General features: G+C 70.1%; 18 protein-coding genes. 16 read left to right on the forward strand and 2 right to left on the reverse strand.

The features are described from left to right. The first annotated feature begins 67 nt into the window (after positions 1-67). From ACQPXM_RS05795 to ACQPXM_RS05820, 6 genes are all read left to right on the forward strand, one after another. The gene (locus ACQPXM_RS05795; protein WP_432945532.1) at positions 68-964 is read left to right on the forward strand and encodes an AraC family transcriptional regulator; all 897 of its coding nucleotides are present in this window, start codon (positions 68-70) and stop codon (positions 962-964) included. Positions 965-1,053: 89 nt separating this feature from the next. Continuing rightward, positions 1,054-1,560, forward strand: coding sequence for a (2Fe-2S)-binding protein (locus ACQPXM_RS05800; protein ID WP_432945533.1), 507 nt, complete (start codon positions 1,054-1,056; stop codon positions 1,558-1,560). A 2-nt stretch (positions 1,561-1,562) separates the two neighbouring features. Further along, positions 1,563-2,564, forward strand: a complete 1,002-nt coding sequence (locus ACQPXM_RS05805; protein WP_432945535.1) for an FAD binding domain-containing protein — start codon at positions 1,563-1,565, stop codon at positions 2,562-2,564. 30 nt (positions 2,565-2,594) lie between these two features. Continuing rightward, positions 2,595-4,892, forward strand: coding sequence for a xanthine dehydrogenase family protein molybdopterin-binding subunit (locus ACQPXM_RS05810; RefSeq protein WP_432945537.1), 2,298 nt, complete (start codon positions 2,595-2,597; stop codon positions 4,890-4,892). A 4-nt stretch (positions 4,893-4,896) separates the two neighbouring features. Next, positions 4,897-5,967 carry an XdhC family protein gene (locus ACQPXM_RS05815; protein ID WP_432945539.1) on the forward strand — a complete coding sequence of 357 codons (1,071 nt, stop codon included), beginning with the start codon at positions 4,897-4,899 and terminating at the stop codon, positions 5,965-5,967. Between the two features lie 71 nt (positions 5,968-6,038). Further along, on the forward strand, positions 6,039-6,986 hold the full coding sequence (locus tag ACQPXM_RS05820; protein ID WP_432945541.1) for a Kelch repeat-containing protein: 948 nt from the start codon (positions 6,039-6,041) through the stop codon (positions 6,984-6,986). Positions 6,987-7,087: 101 nt separating this feature from the next. Here ACQPXM_RS05820 and ACQPXM_RS05825 read toward each other — a convergent pair whose 3' ends face one another. Then, positions 7,088-7,576, reverse strand: coding sequence for a TetR/AcrR family transcriptional regulator (locus ACQPXM_RS05825; protein ID WP_432945543.1), 489 nt, complete (start codon positions 7,574-7,576; stop codon positions 7,088-7,090). On the opposite strand from ACQPXM_RS05825, the gene ACQPXM_RS05830 reads away from it, so the two are divergent. Both ACQPXM_RS05830 and ACQPXM_RS05835 read left to right on the forward strand, forming a co-directional pair. Further along, positions 7,575-8,561, forward strand: a complete 987-nt coding sequence (locus ACQPXM_RS05830) for a hypothetical protein (protein ID WP_432945545.1) — start codon at positions 7,575-7,577, stop codon at positions 8,559-8,561. The two genes, ACQPXM_RS05825 and ACQPXM_RS05830, sit on opposite strands and share 2 nt — an antisense overlap. 103 nt (positions 8,562-8,664) lie before the next feature. Next, a complete protein-coding gene (locus ACQPXM_RS05835) occupies positions 8,665-9,315 on the forward strand; it encodes a LysE family translocator (RefSeq protein WP_432945547.1) in 651 nt (216 codons plus the stop codon). Positions 9,316-9,331: 16 nt separating this feature from the next. Here the strand turns inward: ACQPXM_RS05835 and ACQPXM_RS05840 are convergent, their stop codons facing one another. Further along, positions 9,332-9,853 carry a CGNR zinc finger domain-containing protein gene (locus tag ACQPXM_RS05840; RefSeq protein WP_432945549.1) on the reverse strand — a complete coding sequence of 174 codons (522 nt, stop codon included), beginning with the start codon at positions 9,851-9,853 and terminating at the stop codon, positions 9,332-9,334. 182 nt (positions 9,854-10,035) lie between these two features. On the opposite strand from ACQPXM_RS05840, the gene ACQPXM_RS05845 reads away from it, so the two are divergent. The 8 genes from ACQPXM_RS05845 (at position 10,036) to ACQPXM_RS05880 (ending at position 18,193) form a co-directional block, all read left to right on the forward strand. Next, entirely contained in the window at positions 10,036-11,289 is a 1,254-nt protein-coding gene (locus tag ACQPXM_RS05845; RefSeq protein WP_432945551.1) for an ATP-grasp domain-containing protein, read from the forward strand. After that, positions 11,286-12,506, forward strand: a complete 1,221-nt coding sequence (locus tag ACQPXM_RS05850; protein ID WP_432945553.1) for an MFS transporter — start codon at positions 11,286-11,288, stop codon at positions 12,504-12,506. The genes ACQPXM_RS05845 and ACQPXM_RS05850 overlap by 4 nt, the downstream gene beginning before the upstream one ends. A 92-nt stretch (positions 12,507-12,598) precedes the next feature. After that, a complete protein-coding gene (locus ACQPXM_RS05855) occupies positions 12,599-13,780 on the forward strand; it encodes a lipid II:glycine glycyltransferase FemX (RefSeq protein WP_432950949.1) in 1,182 nt (393 codons plus the stop codon). A gap of 148 nt (positions 13,781-13,928) precedes the next feature. Continuing rightward, a complete protein-coding gene (locus ACQPXM_RS05860; protein ID WP_432945555.1) occupies positions 13,929-14,969 on the forward strand; it encodes a D-isomer specific 2-hydroxyacid dehydrogenase family protein in 1,041 nt (346 codons plus the stop codon). Continuing rightward, on the forward strand, positions 14,966-15,997 hold the full coding sequence (vanA, locus tag ACQPXM_RS05865) for a D-alanine--(R)-lactate ligase (protein WP_432945557.1): 1,032 nt from the start codon (positions 14,966-14,968) through the stop codon (positions 15,995-15,997). Before ACQPXM_RS05860 ends, vanA begins: the two co-directional genes overlap by 4 nt. Then, a complete protein-coding gene (gene vanX / locus ACQPXM_RS05870; protein ID WP_432945559.1) occupies positions 15,994-16,620 on the forward strand; it encodes a D-Ala-D-Ala dipeptidase VanX in 627 nt (208 codons plus the stop codon). Before vanA ends, vanX begins: the two co-directional genes overlap by 4 nt. Beyond that, positions 16,617-17,096, forward strand: coding sequence for a GNAT family N-acetyltransferase (locus ACQPXM_RS05875; protein ID WP_432945561.1), 480 nt, complete (start codon positions 16,617-16,619; stop codon positions 17,094-17,096). The genes vanX and ACQPXM_RS05875 overlap by 4 nt, the downstream gene beginning before the upstream one ends. Continuing rightward, complete coding sequence (locus tag ACQPXM_RS05880; protein ID WP_432945563.1) at positions 17,093-18,193, forward strand: UDP-N-acetylglucosamine--N-acetylmuramyl-(pentapeptide) pyrophosphoryl-undecaprenol N-acetylglucosamine transferase; 1,101 nt, start codon at positions 17,093-17,095, stop codon at positions 18,191-18,193. Before ACQPXM_RS05875 ends, ACQPXM_RS05880 begins: the two co-directional genes overlap by 4 nt. The last annotated feature ends 10 nt before the right edge of the window (positions 18,194-18,203 follow it).

Raw genomic sequence — 18,203 nt, forward strand, 5'->3', positions numbered from 1 at the left:
GCCGGACCACCTTTGAGCCGGTGGTAGTTTCCGCCACGTCAGTACATGGCGTCGGTGAGGCGGTGCGATGCAGGGTTACGAAGCACTGGACATGGATGTCAGCCAGTACGCGCGGCGCACGTTCTGCAGCTGGACCGAGCCGGGCTGGCGTTCGGTCCTTCTGCAGGGCCACGAAGACGCACCGCTGGCCGAAGAGGTCTGCCTCCCGCCGATCGGGGATCAGCACCTGGTCCTCGTCACGGAGGGCGATGTGCTGATGGAATCCCACGCGGACGGCGCTTGGCGGTCCGCCCGGTACACGCCTGGCCAGATCGGGCTGACCGCGCCGGGCCGGTCCACGCGGCTGCGCTGGCGGTCCAGAACCGCCAGGACGACGACGCTGCACCTGTATCTGCCGGGCGAGCTGATGCAGCGGGTCGCGCTGGAACTCTGGGATCGCGACGACACCGAGGCGCGACAACCCGACGCCCTGGCGATCACCGACCCGGTCGTCGAGCAGGTCCTGCTGGGAATGGCCTCGGCGGCGACCGCCCAGCTGGACGATCTGTACGCCGAGAGCGCGGCCGAGTTCCTCGCCGTACACCTGCACACCCGGTACGGCGGGATGCCGCCGGTCGCCGGACCGCGGCACGACGACGCCCGTGTCCGCAAGGCGATCGAGCTGATGCGGGACAACCTGCACCAGCCGTTGACGCTGGCCGACATCGCCGGTGAGGTCTGGTTGAGCGTCTATCACTTCCTGCGGGTGTTCAAGGCCGCGACCGGGCAGACGCCGCGCCGCTACCTCACCTCGCTGCGGATCGAGGCCGCGCGCCGGCATCTCGCCGAGAGCGACGCGCTGATCGGTGAGGTGGCACGCCGGTGCGGCTTCAGCAGTCCGGCGCACCTGTCGTCGGCGTTCACCCGCGAGACCGGGATGTCGCCGTCGGCGTACCGGCGAAGCCATCGTCGCTCCCGGCCGTGAGCTGACCGGCCGGCAGCTCAGCAATCCGTGGATCGCGGGCAGCAATTTCCCGCAAACGATCGCCGGTCGGTGATTCCTACAGTGGCGGCATGGACAACGCACTCCCCGCCGCGCCGGCCCCCGCGGCCGTCGATCTGGCCTTCACCGTCAACGGAAACCCCGCCCGGGTCGCGGTCGATCCGCGCGAGTCGTTGCTCGACGTGCTGCGGGAGCGACTCGACCTCACCGGCACCAAGAAGGGGTGCGACCACGGCCAGTGCGGCGCGTGCACGGTGCACGTCGACGGACGCCGGGTCGTCTCCTGCCTGACCGCCGCGGTGCAGGTGAACGGCCGGGCCGTGACGACCATCGAAGGTGTCGAGGGACCGGACGGCGAGCTGCATCCGTTGCAGCAGGCATTCATCGACCACGACGCCCTGCAGTGCGGCTACTGCACGCCCGGGCAGGTGATGTCGGGACTCGCCTGCATGGCCGAAGGGCACACCCGCGACGACGCCGAGATCCGCGAGTACATGAGCGGCAACCTGTGCCGCTGCGGCGCGTACGTCGGCATCGTCGCCGCGATCCGGGAAACCGCCCGACGGACGGGACACTGACGATGCGACCTTTCGCGTACACGGCCGCGCGCAGCGTCGGCCAGGCCGTCGAGGCGCTGGCCGACGGCGGCCCGGGCACCAAGCTGCTGGCCGGCGGCACCACGCTGTACGACCTGATGAAGCTGCGGATCGAGAACCCGCCCGCGGTGATCGACATCAGCCGGATCGCCGAGCTGACCCGGATCGACACCTCCGGCCCGGAACTCGTCATCGGCGCCGGCGCGCGGATGTCCGACGTCGCCGAGCACCCCGTCGTACGGCGTGACTACGCGGCCCTGTCCGAATCGCTGTGGCGCGCGGCGTCCCAGCAGCTTCGCAACATGGCCACCGTCGGCGGCAACCTGCTGCAACGGACCCGGTGCAGCTACTTCCGCGGCGGCTCGGCCTTTCCCTGCAACAAGCGCGAGCCCGGCAGCGGGTGCTCGGCGATCGACGGGATCGACCGTCACCACGCGTTGTTCGGCGGCAGCGAGAGCTGCATCGCGACGTACCCCGGTGACTGGGCGGTCGCGTTGCTCGCCTTCGACGCGAAGGTCGACGTGGTCGGGCCGAACGCGCGCCGCACCATCGCGCTGGCCGATCTGCACCTCGAGCCGGGCAGCACGCCACAGCGCGAGCACACGCTCGCGGCCGACGAGCTCATCGTGCGGATCCGGGTCCCGAAGACCGCCGCGGGCCGCGGTTCGACGTACCTCAAGATCCGGGACCGTGAGTCGTACGCGTTCGCGCTCACCTCGGCCGCGGTCGGCCTCACGGTCGACCGCCGCGGTGTGGTCGGGCAGAGCCGGATCGCGCTCGGCGGCGTGGCGACGCGCCCCTGGCGGGTCCCGGCCGCCGAGCAAACCCTGATCGGCGAACGGCTGACCGAGGCCGCTGCTCGCCGGGCCGGCGAGGTCGCCTTCGCCGGCGCGAAGGCCGGGCACCACAACGCGTTCCGGATCGAGCTGGGCATCCGGACCGTCACCGAAGCACTGATGATCGCCAGAACGCGGGCCACTCGATGAGCCGCACGACGACAGGAGGCTGTTGATCACATGCCCACACGGCGTAATTTCCTGCGCGGCGCGGGTGCGGCCACTGCCTTGGCCGGCGTGGAGACCGTCGGCTCACCCCTGACCGCCGCGGCCCTGGTCGGCGACGAGACCAGGCGGCAGCCCTACGCCCGCCGGGTCGACGCCCGCGACAAGGTCCGCGGTGCCGTCCGGTACGGCGCCGACCAGGCACCGGCGCGGTTGACTCACGCCGTGCCGGTCGTCGCGACGATCGGCAAGGGCCGAGTGGTCGAGTTCGACACCGCTGCCGCCGAGGCGGTCCCCGGCGTGCGGCTGGTGCTGACGCACATTCCGGCCGGGGAACTTCGTTCGGCTCCGTTCATCATGGCGGGTGGCTTCGCCGTCCAGGGCTACCAGCCGATGACGTCGGACCGGGTCGCCTACCGGGGACAGATGATCGCGCTCGTGGTGGCCGACACGCTGATCGCCGCCACCGAGGCCGCCGCGCTGGTCACCGCCCGGTACGAGACCGAGCCCTTCGCGGTGACGTTGGACGCGGACGGCGCGGAGACGCTCGTGCAGGCGACGGTCAACCCGCGGTTCCCGGACACGGTGATGGGTGACGCGGATGCCGCCTACGCGGCGAGCCCGGTCAAGCTCGACGCGACGTACGACGGTCCGCCTCAGCACACCATGCCGATCGAGCTCCTGGCCAGCACGGTGGAGTGGCAGGGCGAGAACCTGATCGTGCACGAGAGCACGCAGAACGCGAACGCGGTCCGGCACGGTGTCGCGTACTCGCTCGGCATCTCCGCCGATCGGGTCGAGGTCGTCTCCCCGTCGGCCGGTGGCGCGTTCGGGCAGAAGAACTCCTTCCAGCTGCACCTGGGACCGCTCGCGCTCGCTGCCCGCCGGGTGGGCCGGCCGGTCAAGCTGGTCATCCCCCGGACCCAGACGTTCCACGCGGGAAGCTTCCGGCCGGCCAGCAGGCAGCGGATCCGGCTCGGGGCCGACCGCACCGGCCGGATGCTCGCGGCGATTCACGAGATCGACGCGCAGACCTCGCGGTTCGACCTGTTCCCGATGCAGTACACCGAGCTGACCGGCCGGATGTACGACATTCCGGACTTCCGCGGCCGGCACCAGCTGGTCCGGACCGACGCGCAGACGCCGGGCTACATGCGGGCGCCGTTCGAGCACATCGCGGCGTTCGCGCTCGAGTCGAGCGTCGACGAGCTCGCCCACCAGCTCGGGCGCGATCCGGTGGCGCTGCGCCTGGCCAACGACGCGCCCACCACCGACCCGATCAGCGGACACCCGTTCACCTCCCGCCACCTGGCCGAGTGTCTGCGCCGCGGAGCGGACCGGTTCGGTTGGGTGGATCGCCGGCCCGGTGCCGGCTCCATGCGCGCCAAGGACGGCACGCTGATCGGCTGGGGCGTGGCCGCCGGCGCGTACAAGGCCGCGACCGCACCGGCCACCGCCGTACTGCGGGCCGAGAGTCTCGGACGCCGGCGCTGCCGGGTCACCATCACGGTCGACGGGCACGAGATGGGCCAGGGGATCCGGACCGCCATCACCAACCTGATCACCGCAAACCTCGGCGTCGCGGCCCAGGACGTGGTCGTCGTCGTAGGCGACACCCGCGGCGCACCTCCCCAGCACGGCACCGCCGGCTCATGGGGCACCGCGACCGCGTTGCCCGCGATCGACGCGGCGATGGTCAGGCTGCGCCAGCAGCTCGGCCTGCGACCGAGCGGCCCGGTCGACCTGCCGGCCGCCATGGCTGGGCGCGCGCCGGTCGAACTCCAGGCCCGGACGAAGGCTCCTGGCCAGCCGGACGACGTCTGGGACCGCGTCGCCGCCGGAGGCGCGGCCGGGGCGGGACCGGAGTACCCGGCGTTCACGTCGATGAGCTACATCGCCCACTTCGTCGAGGTGCGGATCGAGCCGCGGATCCGGCGCATCCGGGTGCCACGGGTGGTCAGCGTCGCCGACTGCGGCCGGGTCGCGAGCCCGGTGACCGCGGTCAGTCAGGTCCGCGGCGGGGTGATCTGGGGCATCGGCGCGACGCTGCGGGAAGGCAGCGAGGTCGACCCGCGCTTCGGCGGGTTCCTCAGCGCCTCCCTGGAGGACTACGCGATTCCGGTCAACGCCGACATCGGCGACATCGACGTCAGCCTGATCGACAAGCCCGACCCGGTGCTCAACTCCGTCGGGGTGAAGAGTCTCGGCGAGGTGTCGATGGTCGGCGTCGCACCCGCGATCGCCAACGCGATCTGGCATGCCACCGGCCGGCGAGTGCGGCGTCTGCCGATCCGCATCGAGGACGTGATCTGAACCGATGAGCGCCACCCCCGCGGAACTCGCCGCCATCACCGCCGCGTGGCGGGACGGCAACCCGCTGGCGCTGGCGACCCTGGTCGCGGTCGAAGGGTCGTCGTACCGCAGGCCCGGCGCGCGGCTGCTGATCAACGCCGACAGCAGCACGGTCGGGAACCTCACCGGCGGCTGCCTCGACCGGGAGATCGTCGAGGCAGCCGCGACCGTGCACCGGACCGGGACCGCGCGGGTCGTCGAGTACGACCTGCGCGGCGACGAGGAAGCTGTGCTCGGCTGGGGGATGGGCTGCAACGGACTGCTGCGTGTCCTGGTCGAACCCGCGACGCCGTCCAGCAGTATGCTCCAGCTGCTCGATCAGTCGGTGCGGCTTCGAAAGAAAATCCGGATCACCACCGTCGTGGCCGGTCCACAGACCGGGCTGCGCTGCTGGCAGGTCGACGGCGAGGCACCCGGCCGAACGTTGCCTGGGGCAACACCTTCCAGTCTGGACCACGTCTTCACCGAGACCCTGCTGCCGAGGCCGCGCGTGGTGATCTGCGGCGCCGGCGACGACGTGCCGCCGGTGGTCCGAGCGGCGACCGGCCTGGGCTGGGACGTCGTCGTGGTCGACCATCGTCGGCTCCTGCTCGATCCCGCCCGCTTTCCCGCCGGTACGACGCTGCTCCGGACCGTTCCGGACCTCGACGTCCACAGCTACGTCCTGGTCATGACCCACAACTTCCTCCGCGACTGCGAGTACATCGCCGCCGCGCTGGCCACTCCCGCGCCGTACATCGGTGTGCTCGGCCCCAACCGCCGACTCCGGCGGATGCAGCAGTACCTGGCCTCCTACGGCACGACTCCGCGCCAGGTCGAGACAGACCGACTGCGAGGCCCCGCCGGGCTCGACCTGGGTGGCCAGGGTCCCGACGAGATCGCGATCGAAATCGTCGCCGAACTTCTCGCCGCCACTCGGCGCCCCGTCCAGCCGCCGGTCACCGCGGTCGACACATCCCCGAACGGAGAACCGTCATGCGCCGAACCGTCATGCGCCGAACCGTCATGCGCCGAACTGTCGTCGCTGTGTCCCTAGCCCTGCTGTGGCCCACCGCCGCTCCGGCCTTTGCTCATCCAGGACACGGTGAGCAGCCGGAGTCGCCCGTGGTGACCGCTCCGGCTGTGTACGGCAATGGCTGGGCGGCTCTGGCGCCGATCGGTAGCGGCCCTCGGCAGGAACACAGCGTCGCGGCACTGGGCGGCAAGGTGTACGTGATCGGTGGCATCTACCGGGCCGACGGTGTCACCACGACGACCAACCGGGTCGAGGTGTACGACACCCGTCACAACACCTGGTCCGAGGTCGCGCCGCTGCCGGTCGCGATGAACCATCCCAACGTCGCCAGCGTCGGGGGACGGATCTACGTGCTGGGTGGACTGTCTGGCGGTGCGTCGTGGCAGGCGCTCGGCGACAGTTTCGTCTACGAGCCCCGGACCGATCGGTGGACTCGGCTGCCCTCGATGCCCAGCGAGCTGCGTCGTGGTAGCGCCGCGATCGGTGTCCGTGGCACCACGATCTATCTCGCCGGTGGAATGCGGACGCTCACTCCCGGGCCTGGTGGCCTGCACGACACGGTGGCGACGGTGTCCTCGTACGACGTGGTCACGGGTCGGTGGTCGGTGTTGCCCAGCCTGCCGGAGGCTCGCGACCATGTCGGCGGCGCAGTGGTCGGCGGTGTGTTCTACGTCCTCGGCGGCCGCGACAAGGGCCAGGTCAACGTCCGCGACACTGTCTACGCCCTCGAGTTGCGCAACGGCCGCTGGACCGAGCGCGCTCCGATGCCGACCGCGCGTGGCGGCATCGCGACGGCCGTGATCGGGACCAAGATCTACACCTTCGGCGGCGAGGGCAATCCGGCGCCGGGCAGCCACAGCATCTTCGACGACACCGAGGCCTACGACGTCGCGCGCGATCGTTGGCAGCGTTTGGCCCCGATGGCGGTGCCGCGGCACGGTACGGCGGCTGTTGCGGTCGGCAACAAGATCTACATCCCCGGTGGGGGAACCGCCGCCGGGGCGCAGCCGGTCGCCGTCAACGACGCCTTCCGGCCCTGAGGAGCAGGCTCGACGGGGGATGCGAGACCTCCGTGGTCAGCTGGTCGAAGGCGGAGTGGACGGTCGGCGGCGCACGACCGGCGGTCGTGCGAGCGCCTTGATCAAGCGGCGGGGAGTCGGTGGCGGCGGGAGAGGCGTCGTGTTGCCCGCTCTGACCGCGTCGAGGGCCAGGCCGAGGAAGCGTGGCCGGCTCTCCGGTGCCAGCTCGCCGGTCGCCTGCGCGATCGCGGCGTTGGCGATGAGCAGCAGCACCATGTCCCCGGGACGAAGTCGGCCCGCAGGGATCCCTGGCGCTGGGCGGCCCGGATCAGGCGGTTCTGTGTGGCGTGCAGCCGCATCCGCAACCGCCGCAGCGTGGGTGCCTCCGGCGCGGTCAGCGTGAGCACATCCGTGACGACCCGGTCCTCGGCCTGGAGGGCGCTGAGGCGCTCGACGTACGTGCGGAACGCGTCCCAGGCGTCCGGGATGCGCAAGGACTCCTGCGCGACGGCGAGGTACGTCTGTCCCCGTTCGAGGAAGACGGCCTCGACGAGCTCGGTGCGATCGGGGAACTTCCTGTCCGGTGGTACGACCGAAGGAGCAGAACTCATGAACGACACCTCTCGACCGGCCGGGATCGGCCGCCGACGCCTGATCCGCACCGTGGCGGCGGGCGGCGCCGCCGTCGCCGCGACCTCGCTGGTCCCGTCGGTCGCGCGGGCCGGTTCACCGGTGCATCCCGCCGGCGCGCTCGACGTGCGTTACGCAAGCTCCGATGTCGTCCGCCTGCTGGTGCGGTACTTCGAGGACAAGAGCAGCGCCGACGTCGACGCGACGATGTCCCACTTCTCCCGGGCGAAACTGACCTACATCGACGCCGTGCTCGGCTGGCCGTCGTACTCGTGGGCGGAGCAGCGAGCGAGGTTCGCGCAGTTCATGCCGTCCTGGCCGGCATCGGGCCGCTCGTACCCGACCAGGATCCAGGGCGACGCGGGTGGTGCGGTCGTGCACTTCACCAACACTCCGGAGCTGTTCGGTCAGGAGATCCGTGCCATCGCCGTCGTCGGCATCGAACGCGGCAAGATCGTGCGCTGGATCGACTACTGGGAGGGACGCCAGTTCCCGCTGGCCGACATCGCGGCGCTCCGGCTGCCGGCCGACCAGTTCCCGCCGGACTTCCGGGAGTCCACTGTGATCAGCCGGGCCGCGCCGGCGCTTCGGCGTACGGCGGAGTCGCTGGTCGCGGCGCTCGCGGTGGGCAAGCCGGCCGACGCGGCGAAGGTGTTCGCCGAGGATGCGGTGCTCGACGACCTCGCACTGCACGCCACCGTGGTCGGCCGGCGCAGTATCGAGGCGTTCCTGACTCGCTCGCTAGACGTCCTTCCGTACGGCCGCCGGTCGGCGATCCGGCACGTGACCGGCTCGGCGCAGGGCGGTGGTTTCGAGTGGACCTCCACCAGCCCTGTTCCGCGCGGCGTCACCTCGCTGGAACTCGACCGCTCCGGCAGGATCGCGCGCCTCACGTCCACCTGGGACAGCTCTCTTCTCGATCACGCCGCCCTCGCGGCCCTGCACGGCCACACGATTCGGAACTGACCGGATCCGCGCCCGGATCAGCTCCGGGGGCGGTCCACCCGCGGCGATCAGTGCTCTCTGCGGCTGTTAGCGTCGTGGTGGTTTCGACGGAGGGGGATGCAGGGTGATTGTCAGCACGGAAGCGTTGATCGGGATCGCGCTGATCGAGCTCGGGCTGGTGGTGATGCCCGGGCCGAACATGATCTACCTGGTCTCGCGGTCGGTGGTGCAAGGCCGGCGTGCCGGGCTGATCTCGTTGGCGGGCGTGGGGACCGGCTTCCTGATCTACCTGCTCGCAGCCGCCGCCGGCCTGGCGACGGTGTTCGCGCTGGTGCCGGAGATCTACGTGGGGCTGAAGCTCGCCGGCGCGGCGTACCTGCTCTGGCTGGCGTGGAACGCGCTTCGTCCGGGCGGAAGTTCCGCGTTCACGCCGAACGCGCTGGAGCCCGACCGTCCGCGCAAGCTCTTCGGGATGGGGCTGCTGACCTGTCTGCTGAACCCGAAGATCGCGATTCTCTACATCTCCCTGCTGCCGCAGTTCGTCGATCCGTCCCGCGGTCACGTCGGCGCGCAGAGCCTGATTCTCGGGCTCACCCAGCTGGCGGTCGGCGTACTGGTGAACGCGATCTTCGTCATCACCGCCGGGTCGGTCGCGGTCTTCTTCTCCCGTAAGCCTTTGTGGTCGAGGATCCACCGGTACCTGACCGGTACCGCGCTGGCCGCCTTCGCGGTCAAGCTGGCCGCCGACCGTACGCCGGCCGTCAGCACTCCCTAGCCGGCGTCAGCCGGGGTCAGCCGCGGTTGGCGCGTTGGCGGGAGCGGTAGGTGCGGGTCTTCTGCCGGTTGCCGCAGACGCCCATCGAGCACCAGTGGCGCGAGCGGTTCTTGGACGCGTCGTAGAAGGCCCACTGGCAGTCGTCGGCGACGCAGATCTTCAGTCGTCGCCAGGCGTCGTCGGACTCCGCCTCCGCGACCGCGACGAGGAGTCGCGCGACACCACCTCTGGCGCCGCCGTCCGCCGGGGCGAGCCGGGGACGGGCGCCGTCGAAAACGACCCGGAGCGGTAGGCGGCCGGCGGCGTCGTCGAGCTCGGCGACCGTCGAGGTGTGGTCGCCCTCGTTGTGACGCACCATGGCGGTCCGGAGCCCGGTGCGGAACGTCCGTGCGATGGAGAGGTCGTCCTCGCCGGCCTGCTCGTCGGGTCCGAGCAGGTGGTGAGCGCGAAGCCAGTCGCTGAGGCCGGCCGGTTCGACCAGCGAGTCCGCGCACAGTGCGTCGACATCCACGTCGAGGGTGTTCGCGAAGTCGCACAACAGGTCGGCGTACGCCGGAGTCTTCGTGCTCGTGTCCGGCCTGGTGGTCCCGATGGCGATCAGCTCCCTTCCTGCTCGACACCACCATAACGCGAAAGCCGGTTGACGACGCCGCGCAACCGGCTTTACGGTTTTGGTGGTGTTGCACATCGGACACCGACCGCACTCGAGAGGGAGCTCCGTTGTCTGTCGCATCGACCGGCCATCGGCCGCGCGTCCTGGTCATCGGCGGTGGCCTCCAGCACGTGCGGAAAGCCCGGGAGCTGGGCCTGGACGTCGTACTCGCCCAGTTCCCGGACGAGTACGACCGCAGCCACTGGCCGTACGTCGACCAGGCGCTGCTGCTCGACTACGCCGACGTCGATCGGCTGTTGCCGCTGGTCCGGGCGGTGCACGAGGCGTACCGGCTGGACGCGGCCGTCTCGCTGTTCGAGCTCGGACTGTTGCCGGCGGCACGCGTCAACGAGGTGCTCGGCCTCGGCGGCGAGTCCGTGGCGACGGTGGAACTGCTGCTGGACAAGGCGCGGATGCGCCGGCACCTGGCCGACGTCGGTGTCAGCCCGGTGGCTTCGGCGGTCGGCCGTTCCGCCCAGGACGTCCGCGAGTTCGTCCGGGTCCACGGGCTCCCGATCATCGTCAAGCCGATCCGTGAATCGGGCAGCCTCGGGGTGTTCCGCGTCAGCGACCCGGCCGACGTGGACGTCGTCGCCGACCGGTTCCGGTCCCTCGAGGACGGCAACTGGACGACCAAGGATCTGTCGTCCGCCGATTCGTTCGACGAGTTCCTGATCGAGGAGTTCCTCGACGGTCCCGAGCTCAGCGTGGAGACCTTGTCCTTCGGCGGCAGACATGTGGTGGTCGCGGTGACCGACAAGGAGTGCGACGCCGGGGGATTCGTCGAGGTCGGGCATGCGCAGCCCAGCGGCTCTTCGGCAGAAACCTTGCACGAGGTCGCCCGGTTGGTGACTGACTTCCTCGACGCGGTGGGCCTGCGCAACGGCCCCGCGCACACCGAGGTGAAGCTGACCCGAGGCGGCCCGCGGATCGTCGAGTCCCACAATCGCGTCGGCGGCGATCGGATCAACGAACTGACCGAGATCGTGTACGGCGTCGATCTGGAGCGCCACGCACTGGGCGCCGGGGTGGTCGAGCCGCTGACCACGCCGCCACAGCCTCGGGGCGGAGCGGCGGTGCGATTCCTCACGCCGGAGCCCGGACGGGTCGTGGAGGTGACCGGCGTCGACGCCGTCCGCGCGGATCCGGCCTGCGTGGACGTCCAGGTCAAAGTGGCTCCGGGCAACGTCGTACCGCCGCTGACGTGGAACGAGGACAAGGTCGGTCATGTCGTCGCCCGCGGCGCGACGGCCGCCGAAGCGGTTGCCCATGGCAAGCGGCTGGCCGCGGCGATCCACGTGCGGACCGAGCCGGTCGCGTGAGCACCGCGCCGCCGGACCGGACCGGCGTCGACGAGCCCGGGTTCCGCGACGCACTGCGCACGCTGCCCAGCCGGGTCTGGATCATCAGCCTCGGCATTCTGGTCAACCGGGCCGGCAACTTCCTGCCGGTGTTCATCGTGCTCTACCTGATCGAGCGCGGCAGTTCGGCCGGTGCCGCGGGTTTCGTGCTGGGTGTGTCCGGGGTGGGCAACGTGCTCGGCAACGCCGCCGGCGGCTACCTGGCCGACCGGATCGGCCGGCGCTGGACGATCGTGCTGTCCGCCGTACCGACGGCCGGCCTGACGGCTGCCGTCCCGTACGTCGGTCCGTTCGCGCTGGTCGTCGTGGTGGTCGGCCTGATCGGCCTGACGTCGCAGATCTACCGGCCGGCCGCCGCCGCGGTGCTGGTCGACGCCGTGACGACCAACCGGCAACGGCTCGCCGCCTTCGCGGTCTTCCGGGCCGCGATGAACATCGGCGCCGCGCTCGGCGGCGTGATCGGCGGAGTGCTGGCCGGTACGTCGTACACGTGGCTCTTCCTGGGCAACGGTGCCGCGTGTCTGCTGTTCGGCGCGGTCGTTGCAGTACTGCTGCGCGACGGACCACCCCCGCGGCCTGACCAGCACGCGGAAGCCGCGGTCGCTCCGCAGGTGGGATATCGGCGGGCGCTCGCCGACCGCGCCTTGCTGCGCTTCCTCCTGATGACCGTGGTCGCCGAGTTCGTCTACGTCCAGTCCACCGTCGGCCTGCCCCTGCACGTCAGTGACGTGGGGCTGACGGCGCGCGACTTCGGCTTCCTGATGGGGTTCAACGGCTTGCTGGTCCTGTTGCTGGAGCTGCCCACCACCGGCGCGGTCTCGCGCTACCGGCCGGAGTATGTACTTGCTATTGGCAACCTCTTGGTCGGGATCGGCCTCGCGCTGTCCGGTGTCGGGACGGCCCTCGTCCCGCTGGCGGCGACAGTGCTGTTGTGGACGCTCGGCGAGATGATCACCAGCTCGGTCGCGTACGCCTACCTCGGAAGTCTGACCCCACCCGGCATGGTCGGCCGCTACCAGGGTCTGCACGGCGCCGCGTACACGATCGGCACGGGCGCCGGCCCGATCCTCGGCGGCGCGGCGTACGCGATCGGGCCTTGGGCTCTGTGGTCGCTGATCGCCGCGGCCGGTGTGCTCTCCGCGTACCTCGCCCTCCCGCGCACAAGCCGGGAAGGATGACGCTCGAGGTATCGCCGGCGTATGGGAAACCGCATACGGGCCGGCAACACCACCTCCCCTTCACTGGCTCGGTGTCTCTCAAAGAACCCGCCATGAACCTGTCCGTGAGGCCGATCAGCGCCGCCGAGCATTTGGCGTTCGTCGAAACGCAGGTGTCGGTCAGCTTCCTGCAGACGCCGGCCTGGGGCCGGGTGAAGACCGAGTGGCGCAGCGAATCCCTTGGTTGGTTCGACGGCACGCGGTTGGTGGGCGCCGGGCTGGTCCTTCACCGTCCGGTGCCGCGGCTCGAGCGCATGACGCTGGCTTACCTGGCCGAAGGGCCGGCGATCGACTGGTCGGAGGACATCAATGCATGGCTCGACCCGCTCGCCGCCTATCTGAAGAAACAGGGAGCCTTCGCGATCCGGCTCGGTCCGCCGCTGCGTACGAGCGTCTGGACTGCTGCCCAGGTCAAGGAGGGCATCGCTGACCCCGGGATCAAGCGGCTCACCGACCTGCCCAGCCGGCACAACGATGCGCTGGGCGAGCGCATCACCAGCCGGCTCAGGGACGCGGGCTGGTTGCCGCAGAGCCCGGAGCAGGGGTTCGGGACCGGCCATCCGCAATTCACCTTCGAGCTCCCGCTGGCCGGCAGGACCGAGGACGACCTGCTGCAGAGCATGAACCAGCTCTGGCGCCGCAACCTCAAGAAAGGGGCCAGGGAAGGCGTCGAGGTCACGATCGGCGAAGATTTGAAGGCGTTTCACGACCTCTACGTCCACACCGCTGAGCGTGACCGCTTCACGCCGCGGCCGTTGCACTACTTCGAGACGATGTTCGCGGCGATGACCGCGGAGGATCCCGAGCGGATCAAGCTGTACCTGGCTCACCATCAGGGCGACCTGGTCGCCGCGACCGTTCTCATCCGGGTCGGCGGTCAGGCGTGGTACGTCTACGGAGCCTCGTCCACCGAAAAGCGCGAGGTGCGTGGCTCCAACGCCTGCCAATGGGCGATGATCCGGGACTCGCTGACGGCCGGGTGCGACGTCTACAGCCTGCGCGGCATCACGCCGACCCTCGACGCCGACGACCCGCACGTCGGGCTGATCCAGTTCAAGGTCGGCACCGGAGGCGAAGCGGTGCGATACGTCGGCGAGTGGGACCTGCCGCTGCGTCCACTGGCCTACCGGGCGTTCAGCCTCTACCTGAAGCGTCGCGAGGAACGACGCACGCGGATGCGCACCACGCGGAACACGAACACGGCAGCGAGGACGGCAAGGCACAGCACCGAATAGGTCACCCGCCCAGTCAAGACAGTGCGTTGTTGCCGGCCCGTCTTCGAATTTCGATATCTCCACCACATGCTACCCAGCAGTTACATGTGCTGGGGTTATGCGAATTCGAATACGGACCAGCAACACGCGATTGCCTTGACTGAGGCGCATGACCTCCAGTGAAAAGACCCGACCGGCGATCCGTACCGGATCGCTCGCGGCCTGGTCGTCGTCGGCCGCACCGGCCACCGGAATCACCGTGTACGGGTGCGAACCGGACGAGGCCGCGTTGTTCCGCGAACTCGCGCCGCGCCATCGCGTCGCGACGACCATCACCGCGGCGGCGGTGTCGGAAGCCAACGTCGAACTCGCGGCAGGAAACCGCTGCATCAGCGTCGGTCACAAGACTCCGGTCAGCAACCCGACGTTGCTGGCGCTGAGCCGGGCTGGGGTGACCTACATCTCGACCCGCAGCATCGGCTACAACCACATCGACGTCGCGTACGCCGAAAGCATCGGTCTCTGCGTCGAGAACGTCGCGTACTCACCCGACAGCGTGGCCGACTACACGGTGATGCTGATGCTGATGGCGATCCGCCACGCGAAGGCAACCGTCCTCCGCGCGGAGGTGCACGACTACCGCCTGCACGAGGTGCGCGGCAAGGAGCTTCGCGACCTGACCGTCGGAGTGATCGGAACAGGTCGCATCGGTACGGCGGTCGTCGCCAGGCTGCGAGGTTTCGGATGCAGGATCCTCGCGTACGACAGCCGGCCGACGGCCGCGGCCGACTACGTCCCGCTTGCTGAACTGCTCGAGCGCAGCGACATCGTCACGCTGCACACGCCACTGACGCCGGCCACGTTTCACCTGCTCGACCGCGAACGCATCGAACAGTTGAAGCCCGGCGCGTACGTCGTCAACACCGGTCGCGGCCCGCTGCTCGACACCGAAGCCCTCGTCGCGGCACTGGAGAGCGGCCGGCTGGGCGGCGCGGCGCTGGACGTGCTCGAAGGAGAAGAAGGCGTCTTCTACGCCGACTGCGGCAACCGCCCGATCGACGACACGTTGCCGGCGCGACTGCAACGCCTGCCGAGCGTGATCGTCAGTCCGCACACCGCCTATTACACCGACCACGCCCTGCGGGACACGGTCGAGAACTCGCTCGTCAATTGCCTGAAATTCCAGAGCAGAAAGCAGCAGTGGATATGAAGATCGGCGTCATCTTCGGCGGCATGTCGGAGGAACACCCCATTTCGGTCAAGTCCGCGCAGGAGGTCGCGAAGCACCTCGACACCGCGAAGTACGAGCCGTACTACCTCGGGATCACCAAGGACGGCGCCTGGAAGCTCTGCGACGGGCCCGCCGCCGACTGGGACAACGACCGTTGCCGGCCGGCGATCCTGTCACCGGACCGGAACGTCCGTGGCCTGCTGATCCTCGACGACGGCAAGTACGAGGTCGTCGACCTGGACGTCGTACTGCCCGTGCTGCACGGAAAGCTGGGCGAGGACGGCGCGATCCAGGGCTTGCTGGAGCTGTCCGGCATCCCTTACGTCGGCTGCGACATCCCGAGCTCCGCGCTGTGCATGGACAAGTCGCTCGCGTACGTCGTCGCCAGGGCCGCGGGCATCGCCACGCCGGAGTTCTGGATCCTCGCCCCGGGCGAATCCGTCGATCCCGGGCGGTTCACCTACCCGGTCTTCGTGAAGCCGGCGCGGTCCGGTTCGTCGTTCGGGGTAAGCAAGGTGGCTGGTGAGGACGAACTGCTCGACGCCGTGGACACCGCACGCCAGTACGACGCGAAGGTGCTGATCGAGCAAGCGGTGGTCGGCAGCGAGCTCGGCTGCGCCGTGCTGGGCGACGGCGCGGACCTGTTCGCGGGCGAGGTGGACCAGATCGCCCTGTCGCACGGGTTCTTCAAGATCCATCAGGAAAGCGCCCCGGAGCAGGGTTCGGACAACTCGACGGTGATCGTTCCGGCCGGCGTTCCGGTGCAGACCCGCGCGCTTGTCCAGGAGACGGCGAAGGCCGTCTACCGCGCGCTCGGATGCCGGGGGCTGGCGCGGGTCGACCTGTTTCTGCGCGAGGACGGGGCGGTGGTTCTCAACGAGGTGAACACCTTTCCGGGAATGACGTCGTACAGCCGCTACCCGCGGATGATGGCCGCCGCGGGCTTGTCGCGCGCCGACCTGATCGACCGGATGGTGGCGCTGGCACTGGCAGGTGGCCGGCGATGAGAGCCGACTTCGTGTTCGTGGACGAGTTCGTGCCCGGCGTACGGTGGGACTGCAAGTACGCGACCTGGGACAACTTCACCGGCAGGCCGGTGGACGGCTACCTGGCCAACCGGATCGTCGGAACCCGGGCTCTGGGTGAGGCGCTGAAGACGGCCCGCGACAAGGCAGCGTCGTCCGGCTTCGGCCTGCTGCTGTGGGACGGGTACCGCCCGCAACGCGCCGTACGGCGCTTCCTGTCCTGGTCGGAGGAACCGGAGGACGGGCGGACCAAGGCGAGGCACTATCCGAACCTCGACCGGTCGGAGATGTTCGCGCGGGGTTACGTGTCGGCCAAGTCGGGCCACAGTCGCGGCAGCACTGTCGACCTGACGCTGTACCACCTGGACAACGGTGAACTGGCCGCGATGGGTGGGGACCACGACCTGATGGACCCGGTCTCGCATCATGGCGCACCGGGCATCGGCCGCGCCGAAGCGGAGAACCGGCAGGTCCTCCGCTCGATCATGGAGAGCTCGGGCTTCGGTGCGTACGACTGCGAGTGGTGGCACTACACCTTGGTGAACGAGCCGTATCCCGAGACGTACTTCGACTTCCCGGTGGAATCGCAGGAGCGGCGATCGTGACGGCACAGGAGTTGCGAATGCGGCGTGCGGGCACGACCGACGCGGCCGCGGTGAACGAACTGCTGCGGCAGTTGGGGTATCCGCAGGACAGCGTCGGGGCCACGGCGGGCCGGATCCGGAGCTGGGGTGACGACCCGTCCAGCGCGGCGTACGTCGCCGATGCCGACGGCAACCTGATCGGTCTGGTCGCGGTCCATGTCTGCCCGTTCTTCGAACGCGCCGGATCCTGGGGCCGGATCGTCGCGCTGGTCGTCTCGCGCGAAGCCCGGGGACAGGGCATCGGCAAACGGCTGCTGGCCACGGCGGAGTCGTTCGGCAGGAGCCGCGGATGTGTCCGCATGGAGGTGACCAGCGCAGACCACCGCGACGACGCCCAGGCGTTCTATCGGCGCTGCGGCTACCAGGTCCAGACCGGACAGTCGTCCCGGTTCCTCCGCGATCTCGACGAGTCCGGTTGGCAGCGGTGGCCGGCATGACCGGCCCGCGGGTCGTGGTCGCCGGCGGTCATTCGGCCGGGCACATCGAACCCATGCTCAACTTCGCGGAAGCGCTGCGCCGGCTCGAGCCCACGGCCGTGGTCACCGCGCTGGGGACCGTGCGAGGTCTGGACACCACGCTGATCCCGGCTCGGGGCTACCCGCTCGAGCTCATCCCTCCCGTGCCGTTGCCCCGCAGGCTGAACCGGGCTCTGCTCGAGACGCCCGGCAGGCTGCGCGACGCGGTGCTGGCAGCCGAGGCGGTGCTCGACCGCGTCCGAGCCGACGTCGTGGTGGGCTTCGGCGGCTACGTTGCCGCGCCCGCGTATCTGGCCGCGCACCGACGCGGCGTACCGATCGTCGTGCACGAGGCGAACGCCCGGCCGGGCGTGGCCAATCGGCTGGCGGCCCGGCTGACGACGTACGTGTACACCGCGAGGCCGGGTGTCCGGCTGGCGCACGCCACGCCCGTCGGGATCCCGCTGAGGCCAGAGATCGCTGCGCTCGACCGGACGGCCCTGCGCGCCGCGGCCCGGCAGCGGTTCGGGCTGCGCCCGGAAGGTCCGGTGCTGCTGGTGACCGGTGGTTCGCAGGGTGCGGTGACGATCAACGTCGCGGTGTCCGGCGCGGCCGCGGCGTTGCGGGCGGCGGGCGTTCAGGTGCTGCACATCACCGGGGCGCGGCATGCGGTCGAGGTGCCGGACGGCGATCCGCCGTACGTCGTGCTGCCCTACGTCGACGAGATGCGGTACGCGTACGCCGCGGCGGACTTCGCGATCTGCCGCTCGGGCGCGATGACGTGTGCGGAACTGGCCGCGGTCGGCCTGCCCGCGGCCTTCGTCCCGCTGCCGGACCGCGGCGGTGAGCAGGGACTGAACGCCGAGCCGGTTGTCGCCGCCGGTGGGGCGCTGCTCGTTGACGACGGCAACCTCGACCCGTCCTGGATCGAGAACCTGCTGATCCCGATCCTCACCGATCCCGCGAGGATCGCGGCGATGTCGGTGAAAGCGTCCGCGGCCGGCGCGCGTGACGCGGACATCGTCCTGGCGCGGCAGGTGCTGACAGCCGTCGCCGAGCGACGCGGGATCACGACCTGACGGCGTACCG

Origin of the sequence: Kribbella sp. CA-253562 (assembly GCF_050942265.1) — a bacterium.
Classification (GTDB): Bacteria; Actinomycetota; Actinomycetes; order Propionibacteriales; family Kribbellaceae; genus Kribbella.

Coding starts and splice junctions, on each gene's coding strand:
- ACQPXM_RS05855 (WP_432950949.1), top strand. CDS start 12,599: ATGAACCTGTCCGTGAGGCCGATCAGCGCCGCCGAGCATTTGGCGTTC.
- ACQPXM_RS05810 (WP_432945537.1), top strand. CDS start 2,595: ATGCCCACACGGCGTAATTTCCTGCGCGGCGCGGGTGCGGCCACTGCC.
- ACQPXM_RS05815 (WP_432945539.1), top strand. CDS start 4,897: ATGAGCGCCACCCCCGCGGAACTCGCCGCCATCACCGCCGCGTGGCGG.
- ACQPXM_RS05860 (WP_432945555.1), top strand. CDS start 13,929: ATGACCTCCAGTGAAAAGACCCGACCGGCGATCCGTACCGGATCGCTC.
- ACQPXM_RS05805 (WP_432945535.1), top strand. CDS start 1,563: ATGCGACCTTTCGCGTACACGGCCGCGCGCAGCGTCGGCCAGGCCGTC.
- vanX (WP_432945559.1), top strand. CDS start 15,994: ATGAGAGCCGACTTCGTGTTCGTGGACGAGTTCGTGCCCGGCGTACGG.
- ACQPXM_RS05880 (WP_432945563.1), top strand. CDS start 17,093: ATGACCGGCCCGCGGGTCGTGGTCGCCGGCGGTCATTCGGCCGGGCAC.
- ACQPXM_RS05825 (WP_432945543.1), bottom strand. CDS start 7,576: ATGAGTTCTGCTCCTTCGGTCGTACCACCGGACAGGAAGTTCCCCGAT.
- ACQPXM_RS05830 (WP_432945545.1), top strand. CDS start 7,575: ATGAACGACACCTCTCGACCGGCCGGGATCGGCCGCCGACGCCTGATC.
- ACQPXM_RS05795 (WP_432945532.1), top strand. CDS start 68: ATGCAGGGTTACGAAGCACTGGACATGGATGTCAGCCAGTACGCGCGG.
- ACQPXM_RS05800 (WP_432945533.1), top strand. CDS start 1,054: ATGGACAACGCACTCCCCGCCGCGCCGGCCCCCGCGGCCGTCGATCTG.
- vanA (WP_432945557.1), top strand. CDS start 14,966: ATGAAGATCGGCGTCATCTTCGGCGGCATGTCGGAGGAACACCCCATT.